Origin of the sequence: Micavibrio sp. TMED2 (assembly GCA_002168225.1) — a bacterium.
Taxonomy (GTDB): Bacteria; Pseudomonadota; Alphaproteobacteria; order TMED2; family TMED2; genus TMED2.
In genome coordinates, this window is record NHBH01000009.1 from 286,880 (window position 1) to 299,483 (window position 12,604).

Annotated in this window: 10 protein-coding genes; 7 read left to right on the forward strand and 3 right to left on the reverse strand. The window is 59.2% G+C overall.

Annotated elements, in window-relative coordinates; translation table 11 throughout:
- Positions 1 to 135 precede the first annotated feature (135 nt).
- From CBB62_13045 to CBB62_13075, 7 genes are all read left to right on the forward strand, one after another.
- Positions 136 to 471, forward strand: a complete 336-nt coding sequence (locus CBB62_13045) for a thioredoxin (protein OUT39317.1) — start codon at positions 136 to 138, stop codon at positions 469 to 471.
- A 193-nt stretch (positions 472 to 664) separates the two neighbouring features.
- A complete protein-coding gene (locus tag CBB62_13050; GenBank protein ID OUT39318.1) occupies positions 665 to 2,047 on the forward strand; it encodes a hypothetical protein in 1,383 nt (460 codons plus the stop codon).
- Positions 2,044 to 2,526: a hypothetical protein gene (locus tag CBB62_13055; protein OUT39319.1), complete on the forward strand. Its 483-nt coding sequence runs from the start codon at positions 2,044 to 2,046 to the stop codon at positions 2,524 to 2,526. Before CBB62_13050 ends, CBB62_13055 begins: the two co-directional genes overlap by 4 nt.
- A 59-nt stretch (positions 2,527 to 2,585) precedes the next feature.
- On the forward strand, positions 2,586 to 3,293 hold the full coding sequence (locus tag CBB62_13060; GenBank protein ID OUT39320.1) for a hypothetical protein: 708 nt from the start codon (positions 2,586 to 2,588) through the stop codon (positions 3,291 to 3,293).
- Entirely contained in the window at positions 3,293 to 4,819 is a 1,527-nt protein-coding gene (locus CBB62_13065) for a hypothetical protein (GenBank protein OUT39321.1), read from the forward strand. The genes CBB62_13060 and CBB62_13065 overlap by 1 nt, the downstream gene beginning before the upstream one ends.
- A gap of 73 nt (positions 4,820 to 4,892) precedes the next feature.
- Entirely contained in the window at positions 4,893 to 5,369 is a 477-nt protein-coding gene (locus tag CBB62_13070; protein ID OUT39322.1) for a hypothetical protein, read from the forward strand.
- 149 nt (positions 5,370 to 5,518) lie between these two features.
- Entirely contained in the window at positions 5,519 to 7,795 is a 2,277-nt protein-coding gene (locus CBB62_13075) for a hypothetical protein (GenBank protein ID OUT39323.1), read from the forward strand.
- Between the two features lie 72 nt (positions 7,796 to 7,867).
- On the opposite strand, the gene CBB62_13080 is transcribed toward CBB62_13075, so the two are convergent.
- The 3 genes from CBB62_13080 to CBB62_13090 form a co-directional block, all read right to left on the reverse strand.
- On the reverse strand, positions 7,868 to 10,522 hold the full coding sequence (locus CBB62_13080) for an aminopeptidase N (protein OUT39812.1): 2,655 nt from the start codon (positions 10,520 to 10,522) through the stop codon (positions 7,868 to 7,870).
- A 147-nt stretch (positions 10,523 to 10,669) separates the two neighbouring features.
- Positions 10,670 to 11,452 carry a hypothetical protein gene (locus CBB62_13085; protein ID OUT39324.1) on the reverse strand — a complete coding sequence of 261 codons (783 nt, stop codon included), beginning with the start codon at positions 11,450 to 11,452 and terminating at the stop codon, positions 10,670 to 10,672.
- Positions 11,430 to 12,593, reverse strand: coding sequence for a glutamate 5-kinase (locus CBB62_13090; GenBank protein OUT39325.1), 1,164 nt, complete (start codon positions 12,591 to 12,593; stop codon positions 11,430 to 11,432). The genes CBB62_13085 and CBB62_13090 overlap by 23 nt, the downstream gene beginning before the upstream one ends.
- Positions 12,594 to 12,604 lie beyond the last annotated feature (11 nt).

The following is a 12,604-nucleotide window of genomic DNA, read 5'->3' on the forward strand; positions in this document are numbered from 1 at the left end:
GGTTTTGCTGGCTAGGCTCTGGTCAGGTATCGTGCGGCGTGGCCAAAGAAGTTGCCAGCCTGTGTTATACGCTTACCGACAGTCCTTTCGGCACGACCAAGAGTTAATAAATAACAACAGGAAACGGAGGCAGATATGGCCGACGATCAGACACTGACTGCCAGTGTTACAGATGACAGTTTTGAAACCGATGTACTTAATTCCAGCGAGCCTGTGCTCGTTGATTTCTGGGCGGAATGGTGTGCGCCATGCAAACAGATTGCCCCGATCCTTGAGGATCTGGCCGAGGAAATGAGCGGGAAAATCCGCGTTGCCAAGGTCAATATCGATGAAAACCCGATGATCCCGACCAAATACGGGGTTCGCGGTATTCCAACCCTGATGCTGTTCAAGGGCGGTCAGGTCGCCGGCACCAAGATCGGTGCCCTGCCGAAGACCGACCTCGTTCGCTGGGTTGACGATACCATCTGATACGATCCACACGGATAAACCAGTTATCAAAATCAGCCGGTTCCGCATAGCAGTCGGGACCGGCTAATTTTTTGATTTTGCGAAATTTACCCGCAGTTTGCCTTGGTGTTTTCAGGTGTTCGGGGCAGTTTGGATACGTGCATTACGTTAGGCCGTTTGCACCACTGTCCTTTCTCCCTCAAGACAGGCTTTTATGTCCGCCCAACCCGACAAACAGCCAGATGATGAGCCGGATGCTGCCGCTCTCGCGTTGCGCGGGACGGCTAATTCGCCGACGCTGGCGCAGTCGGTGATCGGGGCAATTGATCTGACCGCCTGGCGCGACGCCAAATGGCGCCGACTGGTTGCGGAGACCGAATACGACAAGACCCGTGAGCCGAGGGGCAAAATCCCCGGTCGCATGGTCGGGATGCATAACTTCCTGACCTCAATGGCGGCGGTTGATACCACCTATCGCAACGACCCCCGGTTCGAGAAACTGGCCAGTGATCCGGCCCATAACAACCAGATACGCCCGCACAGCATTCAGGAAGCCATGGTTGCCATCGCGGCGGAACGGGCCGGACAGATCGCGGCACCGGTCATGCGCTCCCCCGATGCCGGGCTGGATTTCGTCGATGCCAAGGGCACGCCGATTGATGTGAAATCGCCCAAATCGCCCAGCCCATTCGAGCATTGGACGTTTGATGTTTCGGAACCAATGGCATCCATACGCAGCCAACTTGCCCTGTCGGCAACCAATACGCTGACCGGACAGAGCGAAGGCGTGGTTGTCCTGCTTGATACAACCTTCCTCTCGAAAGAACATTACCAGCAACTCGCCAAGGCCATGCACGAGCAGCTGTCACCTGCCGAACGGGCGCGGGTGATTGAGACCTCGATCCCGGCAAACCGGATGCAGAAGGATTTCAATGTCTGGCGGAACAACAGCTGGTGGAAGCGGCTGTCGAGCGTTGAATACAACATGGTCAGGGAACCTATCGGTCATGTTCCGGGCAATGCGATTGGCCTGCACAGCGAATTTGACCGGCTTGAAAACGTCACTCAAAGCTATCGGGACGATCCGCGTTTCGAGACCCTTGCCCGGGATTCCGGACATAGCGGCCAGATCAGACCGCATTCGATCCGTGAGGCGATGACCGCGCTGGCGATCGAGCGAACCGGTATCTTTCAGGCACCGCTCATGCGGCCGCGGTCCGGCACCATTGATTTTGTCGACGCCGTTGGTCGCCCGATTGAAATCAATATCCCGATGTCGGCATCCATGTCGGATAATTGGCGGTTTGATGCAGAACGTGCATTTGCCGGCATTGAACGACAGCTCAACCAGCATGCCATCAATCCGGTGACCCATCTCCGGCAGGATGTGTCACTTGTTGTCGACACCACATATCTGAGCACCATGGACTACAAGTCCCTGAATACCCTGCTGAAGACCAGATTATCCGAGGAACAGAGGCAGCGGGTAACGGTTATGTCGATTCCCGAGAAGCGCCTTATGCTTGAGCCGGAAACAGCACCAGCGCCAGGCAATGATCGTGGCGCTCCAAGATCTTCTCCCGGGCCTGCTCCATGAGCCTGATTGATGCCTCATCGCTGACATTGATGCTGGCAGCGCATGATGACTGGATGAAGTCCCAAGGTGCCCGTGGCCAGTTGCTGACCATGACCGGCTGCGCTGTTGCGGGCGGCGATTTCCGTAGGGCCATACTCGACAGCGTTGATTTCAGCAAAACCGATCTGAAAGACTGCGATTTTTCTGAAGCCCGGCTAAATACCTGCCGCTTTACCGATGCCCGTCTCAATGGCTGCACACTGACTGGCGCCGAGCTGGTGGATGCGATGTTCAATCGAAGCCGGGTCACCGGTTGTGTGATAGGCGCGGCCAATCTGCGTGGCTCATTCTGGCTCAAGGCCGAACTGACGGGTCTCGACCTGTCACAGGCGCTGATGGACGGGGCACAATTCGATGGTTGTACATTCAACGATATAGTCTGGCCAGCGACTTTACCGGGTATGCTGCGGCTTCATGACTGCCGGGGCGATCTGCCTTGAGGCTGTGCGGTGCAAACCATTGATTTCTGCGGCTTACTTTCATGATCATCGTGTAGATTATGAACTATAAGTTACACGGCAGTCATGGATTTCGCGCCAAGGCATTGAATTCACGGATACGGTCTCTCCCCCAGACCAAGGTTGCCGAAACAGGAACTGATTTCGACCTCGTCACCGATGGAGATGCCGGTATGGCGCGACGCCGTACTCATTTTGTCCCACCAAAGGAAGATCCGCCCCTCGGGCTGGACTGGACGGAGTATGAGTACCGCCGCCGTGGCCGCAAAGAATACCGCGCGATCAAAAACCAGTTTACCAAGGTCCGTGGTGATTTTCTCGCCGACTTGGCGCAATTCAATCAACGGGAACTGCGCGCCTGGGGTATTCGCGATGACGAGATTCAGGGGATGCGCGAGGGCATGGTGCCGGAGGGTTTCTCCGTGCATCACATCAAGCCGCTCGACTCTACTGGCGGTACAAACGAGTTCAAGAATCTGGTGCTGATCCCGCAGAAGCCATATCACGACGCAATCCATGCCTATCTGAACCCGCAGGTTGCCGGTATTTCGATCGGCAACAAGCGCACGGTAAAGCTGCCGGTCGTCAAGGGGCCGATCTATCAGCCAGGTGCCGAGGCCATCGCCGAATATGCCACCGCCCGACGTGAGACATGGCGCGCCAACCGGCAGGCTCAGCGGGCGGTCAATGATGTCGCCGGTTTTGTGCCGCCAGCCAGTATTCAGCCACGTCATGTGGGGCTTGGCTGATGACTGAGAACAGGTCCGATACCAAGCAACGCTATACGCTGATCAAGGAAGACCCGCCCTTTGGTCTTGCTCATACTGGCTTCAAGTTTGAGCAGAAGGGACGAAAAGAGATCAAGCAGTTCCGGCGTGAATTTCGGGATGTACATCCCAAATTCATCAAGATGCTGGCTGAAAAGCAGCCCAAGCGTCTCGCCAGCATTGGTATCCAGCCGGAAGAGATTGCGCAGATGCGCGAGGATGGGGTTGCTCCCGTTGGTTTCGTGGTGCGCCACATCACGCCCATGGCCGCGCGAGGGTCGACCAACAGTTTCAGTAACCTGATCCTGATCCCGCAGCAGCCCTACAATTCGGCGATTGATGAGTATCTTGCCAAGCAGTTGAAGGGCATGCGTACCGACAAGGCCGGGCGCTCCCGTCAGATCAAACTGCCACTGCTGCGTACACCGATTTTCCCAGTGCCGCGCAAGAGTGTCGCCGCGATTACCACGGCACGTTTCCAGCTTGCTGAGGAGCGTGAGGAAGAGGCCGAAAAGCGCCTCAAAATCCGCGAAGAAAAGAAGCTCGAGCGCGAACAGAGAGAAGAACAGCGCCGCCTTGAGAAACAGGCTCGGGAAGATGCCGAGCATGAGGCCGAAATGGCCGAACGTGCGGCGTGGCCGCCCAAGGGCTATACGGTTCAGGACATTCGCCGTCTGGCGGCGCAGATGGACATTGATCCTGACGAGGCCGTCAAGCCGGTCAGCATCCCCGGTAATCACAGCGTCGAGGACAGCATTGACGCCGAGTGGAACCGCGATCTGATCCGTCAGGCGATGGCCTTTGAAGACCATTTCGAGATTGTCGGTCGGAAGAAACGCAACAAGGGCAATCGCAAGAACCCGAATAAGGGCAAAGGCAAAGGCCATAATACAGCCAGTGCACCAAAGCCCAAGCAGCGGGTGATTCTGCCGTCCGGTCCGGGCAATGTTGATACCTACGATATGCCGATTGCCGAGATCGACTATACCCGCCGGATCAAGACCTATCGCGAGATTGATGGCGAGAAGGTCGATGTGCTCCGCTATCAGGGGCTGCTGGCGAAACAGCGGTTCCTGAAAATGCTTGCCGACGAGCATGGCGAAGAGCTGCGCCGGGTGTTCAAGCTGGAACAGTGCGAGATTGATGGCATGCGTGAGGGTTTCACCCCGCAGGGCTTGTCCGTACACCACAAGCATCCGCTCGGTGGTGCCGGTGATCCGACATTTGCGGCCCGGGCCAATGATTTTGACAATCTGACCCTGATCCAGATGGAGCCGTATCATACGGCTATTCACAAATATCTGGATCCACAGATTCAACATCTGAAACCCGGCGAAACCCGCAAGGTGAAGGTGCCATGGCCGGAAGGCTACTGGTATGAGCCGCCAACTCCGCATGTTCGCAGTGGTCCGCCAAAATGCGACGACGAGCCGAAGAATGGCCAAAACGCCAGCGGCAATGACAATCCATCACCTCGGTCTGGTCCGGGCTGGCAACGCAGCGCCTAGAGCGCTATGACAGTGCTTGCCGGTATCTGTTTGCCGCTGCTGTATCTGTTGAGGTTGTCCCCGAGGTTGTCTCATGTCGGAAATATCTGCCAATCGGTCCGATGATCCCTCGCTTGAGGAATTGCTGACCCGTATCGCGCAATACGCGGTCCGGTTTGAACCGGCTGATTTATCGGCACTGCAGCAGACAACGCGCGGCCTGTCCGGTATTGGCAAACCGGATATGCCTGCCGACTACATGGCATTCCTCAAGCTGACCAACGGTTTGCTCTGGAACGGTATCCAGCTGTTCGGCACCGAGGACCTGCCGCGTCCACGCGGCTTTACCGTGCCGTCATTGGTCTCAGCCAATAAGGAGCTGCCGGATGGGCTGTCCGGCGCTGACTGTCTCGTGATCGGACGGACCGAGGATGAATGGCTGGTGGTCAAATCCGCTGACGGTACCGCGATTTATCAGGAGGTGGACCGGCTTGGCGGTGATATCTACCGTCAGGCGGCCAGTCTGCAGCGCATGCTGACCCGGATTATCAAGGAACGGATGCCGCGCTAGGCCCCCATATCCGGCACAACAAGAGTCATAAATTCCTAAAACTGGCACGCCCTTTGCGACTCTCCATTGAGATCGAAGGCATTTGATGTGTCTGAACGGCAAAACCTGCCGCTCGCATCACGCTTCGACAGGGATGAGGAGTAACCGCGATGCGGATAATCGTTGGTATTTTGATGGCGACCAGCCTTCTGGCAACCGGCATGCTGGCGCATTTTGCCGGGCAAAACCGGGCGGTTATGGCCAATCTGTCGCTCGACTGGCGGGCCAACCCCTATGTCATCAGTCTCGGCACACAAGCCAGAGTGAAAAGCCTGATCAATACGGTCGAGCGCCGGGCCAATACGGCAACTGTTACCGAGCTTGAACTGAATCGTGCTGTCGATGATGTCTGGGCCCAGCTTGCCGTCGCCAAGGATCCGGACATGGCGGCCAATATCCGCAATGTGTTCAGCGGTGCTGCAACCATTGATCGCCTGAACCGTGAGTTGACCCGCCTCGATCCGCAAATCCGCGAACTGCGTCCGGTGGCCGGTCCCGACGCCACGCTGGTGCTGGATCGTCTCGACGGTCTGTTGCCACTCATGCATGCGCTGGTCAGCGACAGCCGTGAGTTTGTGGATAACCGTCAGCGTACCCTTCTCGAACATCAGGCATGGCATCAGAGGCTGATGCTGGCGGCGCTGGCGATCAGTGCGCTTGCCCAGTTCATGCTGTTTTTCATGGTGCTACGGAACAGCGCCCCGGCCTTCGCGATCCAGCAATTCGTTCTGCGCCAGCGCAGTGATGATGATCTTGAGGCCGCCGAGGCAGAACTGCTCCCGCCCAAGCCTGCGAAATCCGATCTGAAAACCGCTCCCGGTGTTGACCGCGTGCGTGCCGTGGTCGCCGATGTGTTCAATCAGGCGAAGGCCGAACTCAAGGAAGACGACGGTTGGAAGGAAGCCATTTCCGAGATGCCAACCCCGCCACCAGCCATGGAAGCGCCGGCTGTCCCGGCACTGCTCGACCGTCGGGTGGTGGAGTTGGTGCCGCTGCTGGACAAGGCAATCCTTGAGGCCGCACCGGCTCTGGCGAAACGCGGCATCGTTGTTGCGAGCCATGTGGAGCCGACCGTACCGGGCCAACTCAACCTCGACCCGGTGGCCGTCTCGACCATCCTGCGTCAGTTGCTCGGTAATGCCTTCAAGTTCACCACCTGTGGTGGTGTCGTCATCAATGCCGATGTCATCCATGACGGTCTGAGCAAGCGTCTGCGTCTCACCGTGCTGGATACCGGTATCGGTATTGCCGCCGAAGACCGCGATCTGATCTTCCACGATCAGGTGCAGGTCCAGCCCGGTCGCGGTTCCGCTGTCGTACCGTTTGATGCTGACCAGCAGGGACATGGCAAGGGTCTGTCGATTGCCCGTAACCTTGCTCGACGCCTCGGCGGTGATATCCGTGCCTATAGCCAGCCGGGTCTCGGCAGCCGTTTTGTTGTGACCCTGCCAATCCGTGATCCCGGCCCGCCGATTGCATCCAGCCTTGAGCTGCATGGCCGTGCCTATGTGGTGATCGATCACAGCCCGGTGCGCGGTCAGGTGATTGCAGATCAACTACGTGCCCTCGGTGCCGATGTGCTGCTGGCCGATAATGAGCTGACCGCTATGGATGCGGTGAACAATGTCAATACCGCGTCTCTCGCCTTCGACATGGCGCTGATCGTTGCCGACCGCAATATCACCCGTGGCTTCCGTCTCGCCGAACGCCTGCGCAAGGGCAAGAACCCGCCGCGCCGGATCGCCTTCGCCTATCAGGACGACAACGCCCTGTCGGCGGTTGATGCGCTGGCGATGGAGGTTGCCGACCATGTGCTGCCACTGCCGCTGACCACCGAGGACTTCCTCGCGGTCCTGCGTCTGCGGGTGATTGATCCGGTCACCAGTGACAAGCGTGAGCGCATGACCGATGCTCGCATGAATGACCTGCTCTCGGCAGCGCGCGGCATAGATCCCCATGATGCGCTGCCATCGGCGCTGGTGCTGGAACCGAATACGGCGGATCGTCAGCACCTGACCGACCTGCTCGCCGGGCAGGGCTGGCGCAGCACTACGGTTGCCCTGTCAGCCGATCTGCTGGCGCGTTTCAACAGCAAGCATGAGCTTATCCTTGTGGCGATTGATGCCAGCGAGGCTGGTCAGCGTGATGCGCTGAAAACCATCCGCGCGCTTCGTAACGCAACGCAGAAGGTGCCGGTTATTGGCCTGATCGAGCAGGATCTGAGCGAACTCAGCCGGGATTATCTGGTGGCTGCCGGGTTCAGCCTGCTGATCACCAAGCCGGTATCGCACAAGGCAATGACCCGTGGCCTGATGACTCTGACCAATACGCCGGTAACCGGTGATATGGGCGCTGTCGGTCAGATGGGCGTGCTCAAGGCGAGTTAAGCCCCGCTAACTACACGTATCAGTCTCGCAATGCCACTACCCACGCGAGGACGAGCGAAAGCCTGGATCGGTCTAGCCATCCAGGCTTTTGCTTGCGACCTCATAGACATCGGGTGACAGCTTCGGCTGGTCGAGCAGGCGTTTCAGCTCGGCTGCCATGGCGGCCTGACGTGTCGGCTCATAGCGCCGCCACTGCCGCATCGGCGCGAGCAGGCGTGCTGCGGTCTGCGGATTCAGACTGTTCAACTCGATCACCACATCGATCAGCAGTTTGTAGCCGCTGCCATCCGGGGCGTGGAAGTGCTGTGGATTACCGGCGGCAAAGGCACCGACGAGTGAGCGCAGGCGGTTCGGGTTCTTCAGCGTGAAGGCCGGATGCTCCATTAGGGAGCGGACCTTGCTGAGGGTATCCGGGTGGCATGAACGGGCCTGGATCATGAACCATTTGTCGATCACCAGATCCTCATGCCGCCAGCGCTGATAGAAGTCGTTGAGCGCGGTATCGGCTTCAATCCCGCCAGCATCGACCAGTTCGGACAGGGCGGCGAGGCGGTCGGTCATGTTGTCGGCGGTCTGGTACTGGCGATTGGCCAGTGAAATGCCATGATCATCGGGCAGCTGGCAGAGATAGCCGAGCGCGGTATTGCGCAGGCTGCGGCGACCGATCTGTTCGGCCACCGGTGCCGGGCTGGCGTTCAGGGACAGCCGGTCATAGAGCGCCTGCCACTTGCCCTCAAAGCTCTCGGCCAGCCCCTGATACAGGCTGTCGCGCAGATTGTGCAGGCGCAGCGGGTCAACATTCTCGCATTGCTGGGCGAGATAGCTTTCCGGCGGCAGGGACAACAGCTTGGCGCGGAACCGGTCGGGTGTATCCGGCGCATCGAGATTGGCGCGGAACAGGCTGGCAATCAGCTTCGGCGTGCTGCCATTCTCCGCCAGTGTGTCATGTTGTCGGTCATAGGCATCCATGATCAGCCGCGTGGTCAGGGTCTGCCCGGCTTCCCAGCGATTGAACGGGTCGCTGTCATGGCTGCCGAGGGTGACCAACTGGTCATTGCCGGTCTCGAGCTTCAATGTCACCGGGGCGGAGAAGCCGCGGAACAGCGATGGCGTCGGCGGCACCGACACATCGACGAAGCGGAAGCTCTGGGTTGTATCGGTCAGTTCGATCACCCGTGTCGTGTCGCCATAGCCGATCGCCGTATTGTCCTCGCCATCGAGATAGAGCGGCAGGTCCTGCCCATTACCGGCAACCAGCCCCATGCGGACCGGTACGACCATGGGCTTCTTGTCCGTCTGGCCGGGCGTATCGGCAAGCTGTTGGGTCAGCACAAGCGTATAGCTGTGGCTGGCCTCGTCATAGCTGCCCTTGGCCAGAATGACCGGCGTACCGGCCTGATCATACCAACGACGGAACTGGCCCAGATCGTGACCACTGGCCTCCTCGATCGAGGTGATGAAATCCTCACAGGTCACGGCCTGGCCGTCATAGCGCTCGAAATACAGATCGGTGCCCTGACGGAATGCCTGCGGTCCGACGAGGCCGTGCATCATGCGGATGACCTCGGCACCCTTCTCATACACGGTGGCAGTATAGAAGTTGTTGATTTCAATATAGCTTTTTGGCTGGATCGGATGGGCGAGGGGACCTGCATCCTCGGGGAACTGGGCGGCGCGCAGAGCCTGCACATCGGCGATCCGCTTGACCGCCGCATCATTCATATCGGCGGAGAACTGCTGGTCGCGAAAGACCGTGAAGCCTTCTTTCAGGGTCAGTTGGAACCAGTCACGGCAGGTAACCCGGTTGCCGCTCCAGTTATGGAAATACTCGTGCGCGATGACACTCTCGACACCCTCGTAATCGCCATCGGTGGCTGTGTCTTCGCTGGCTAGAACATATTTGGTGTTGAAGATGTTGAGGCCCTTGTTCTCCATGGCCCCCATGTTGAAATCGCCGACCGCCACGATGTTGAACACATCGAGATCGTATTCGCGGCCATAGGCGGTTTCATCCCAGCGCATCGAGGCTTTCAGGGACGCCATGGCGTGACCGGTTTTGTCCTCATTACCCGGCTCGACGAAAATGCCGAGTTGTACCGCGCGCCCGGATTGGGTCGTGAAGCTGTCCCGGACCTCGACCAGATGCCCGGCGACGAGGGCGAACAGATAGCAGGGCTTCGGATGCGGGTCGTCCCAGACGGCGTAATGGCGGCCCGGTCCGGCATTGCCCTGTTCCACGGGATTGCCATTGCCGAGCAGTACCGGGCAGCTCTCCAGATCAGCCTCGATCCGCGTCACGAACGGGGCCAGCACATCGGGCCGGTCGGGATAATAGGTGATCCGGCGGAAGCCCTCGGCCTCGCACTGGGTGCAGAAATTCCCGGACGAGCGATAGAGACCCTCCAGCCGGGTGTTCTCCTGCGGTTTGATCCGGGTGGTGATGGTCAGCTCAACCGTGCCGTCACATGCGGGCAGGGTAATGTCGTGATCGGTGACGGTATAGCTGTCGGGGCCGAGGGCATCGCCATTCATGATGATGCTGACCAGCTCCAGTTCCTCGCCATCGAGCACGATCGGCGCGGCACCCTCACCATTCCGGGTCAGCGACATGGTGTTGTCGACCAGCGCATAATCATCGAACAGCTTGAAGGTCAGGTCGACCTTATCAACCATGTAGGCCGGTGGCTGGTAATCCTTGAGATAGGTGGCTTTCGGGGTCGCAAGCATGCTTGCGTCAAGAGCGTTTGCAGCGGCAAGGAGCAGAGCCATAAATCAGACAGTCCCAATGGCGGTGGCGGATTTTGCAATCACCATAGCGCCGAATCAGGACTTCGCCCATAGCTGATCTGTGAAAGTTATGCTCTGTCCGACCGGTCAGTCGGATTTCGGGGCGGCTGCCGGGTGGGTCTCCAGCTCGGCGTCGTCCGGCTCTTCCTGATCCACCTGATCCGGCGGTATGCCAGCGGCCAATGAGCGGGCGATCAGCGGCTTCGGCTTGCGCCGCTTGCGGATGATACGCACCCAGTCAGGGGTGGTCAGGCTGTCAGTGATATAGTCGATCTCGTCATAGACAAGTTCCGAGTCCTGTGGCCAGACCATGACCCGCATGCCGGCGGCACGCGCGGCACGGGCACCTGCCGGACTGTCCTCAAGCACCAGACACTGATGCGGTGGCAGCATCATCTTCAAGGCGGCCCGGAAATACGGCTCGGGGTCGGGCTTGGGTTTGCCCACATCATCCATGCTGAGGGAAAATTCGAGCAGGTTGTTAGGGCCAATGACCTTAAGACTGGCATCGACCAGCGGGCGGGTACTGTTTGAGACCACAGCCTGACGCAACCCCATGGCGGCAAAGATCATGATCTGGCTGTCGACACCGGGGCGGGTTTTCACCTTCTCCATGACATTGGCGTCGTAATAGGCATGTACCGCATCGCGCCAGCCATTGAAGTCGAGGGTCAGCCCGCGTTCGGTTTTCAGGTAATCCCAGATTTCCGCCGTGGTGCGACCGAGGAAGCGTTTGATATCGGCATGGCTGAGCGGTGCGCCATGGCTCGCCGCGACCGCGCCGATACATTCCTGATGCAGTGGCTCACTATCGACCAGCGTGCCGTCACAGTCCCAGAGAATAGCCTTAATCGGCATGGTTTGCCCCATCCTGTTGCTGTGTCATGGCGAGATCGTCGCGGTGGATCATTTCCTCACGTCCGGCAAAGCCGAGAATGCTCTCGATCTCCTGACTGTGGTGACCGGCGATCAGCATGGCGTCCTCGCTGCTATAGGCGGTGATGCCACGGGCGATCTCGATACCGTCCGGGCCATCCACGGCAACAATGTCACCGCGCTCGAAGCTGCCGGTTACCAGCGCCACACCGGCGGGCAGCAGGCTGCGACCATTATTGAGTGCCCGGACCGCACCGGCATCAACGCGGATGCGTCCGGCAAGGTCCACATGGCCGACAATCCAGCTCTTGCGTGCCCGGATAGGTTCCGCAACCGCTTCGAACCAGCTGAACGGTGCTTCACCGGTTGCCGCTGCGTGATCTTCGCGGAACTGGCTCAGCGGTGACAGCGCATGGCCATTGCCGAGCAGGACGTGGCATCCGGCAGCCGTGGCGATCTTGGCGGCGGCGATCTTGGTCACCATGCCACCGGTGCCGACACCGGACTGTGCGCCACCGGCCATGGCCTCGATCTCCGGTGTGATGCGCGGAATATGGCCGATGCGTTTTGCCATGCTGTTTCTGGTCGGGTCGGCAGTATAGAGTCCCTGCACATCGCTCAGCAGGATCAGGGTATCAGCAGAAGACATCTGGGCGACACGGGCACCGAGCCGATCATTGTCACCGAAGCGAATTTCAGCGGTAGCAACCGTATCATTCTCGTTGATTACCGGCACCGCGCCGAGCGACAGCAGGGTCGAGAGCGTCGCGCGGGCATTGAGGTGACGGCGGCGGTCCTCGGTATCGTCGGGGGTCAGCAGCAGCTGTGCCGCCGGTACGCCATGGGCGGCAAGGGCGGCCTGATAGTGATGGGCTAGCAGTACCTGACCGGCAGCGGCGGCGGCCTGCTTTTCCTCGAGCTTCAGCTTGCCGGTTGGCAGTCCGAGCAGACGGCGGCCGAGGGCAATCGCGCCGGAGGAAACGATAATTACATCCTGACCAGCCTTGCGGGCATCGGCGATATTGAGCGCAAGGCTCTCAAGCCAGGCACGACGGATCGTGCCGGTTTCATCATCTACGAGAAGGGCTGAGCCGATTTTGACGACAAAGCGTCTGGCGGCATCAAGGTGTCGCATTGTGATCTGTT

Excerpts from the sequence above, each read along its gene's own strand:
- CBB62_13075 (OUT39323.1), top strand. The coding sequence starts at position 5,519 with ATGCGGATAATCGTTGGTATTTTGATGGCGACCAGCCTTCTGGCAACC.
- CBB62_13065 (OUT39321.1), top strand. The coding sequence starts at position 3,293 with ATGACTGAGAACAGGTCCGATACCAAGCAACGCTATACGCTGATCAAG.
- CBB62_13070 (OUT39322.1), top strand. The coding sequence starts at position 4,893 with ATGTCGGAAATATCTGCCAATCGGTCCGATGATCCCTCGCTTGAGGAA.
- CBB62_13045 (OUT39317.1), top strand. The coding sequence starts at position 136 with ATGGCCGACGATCAGACACTGACTGCCAGTGTTACAGATGACAGTTTT.
- CBB62_13080 (OUT39812.1), bottom strand. The coding sequence starts at position 10,522 with ATGCTTGCGACCCCGAAAGCCACCTATCTCAAGGATTACCAGCCACCG.
- CBB62_13050 (OUT39318.1), top strand. The coding sequence starts at position 665 with ATGTCCGCCCAACCCGACAAACAGCCAGATGATGAGCCGGATGCTGCC.
- CBB62_13085 (OUT39324.1), bottom strand. The coding sequence starts at position 11,452 with ATGGGGCAAACCATGCCGATTAAGGCTATTCTCTGGGACTGTGACGGC.
- CBB62_13060 (OUT39320.1), top strand. The coding sequence starts at position 2,586 with ATGAACTATAAGTTACACGGCAGTCATGGATTTCGCGCCAAGGCATTG.
- CBB62_13055 (OUT39319.1), top strand. The coding sequence starts at position 2,044 with ATGAGCCTGATTGATGCCTCATCGCTGACATTGATGCTGGCAGCGCAT.
- CBB62_13090 (OUT39325.1), bottom strand. The coding sequence starts at position 12,593 with ATGCGACACCTTGATGCCGCCAGACGCTTTGTCGTCAAAATCGGCTCA.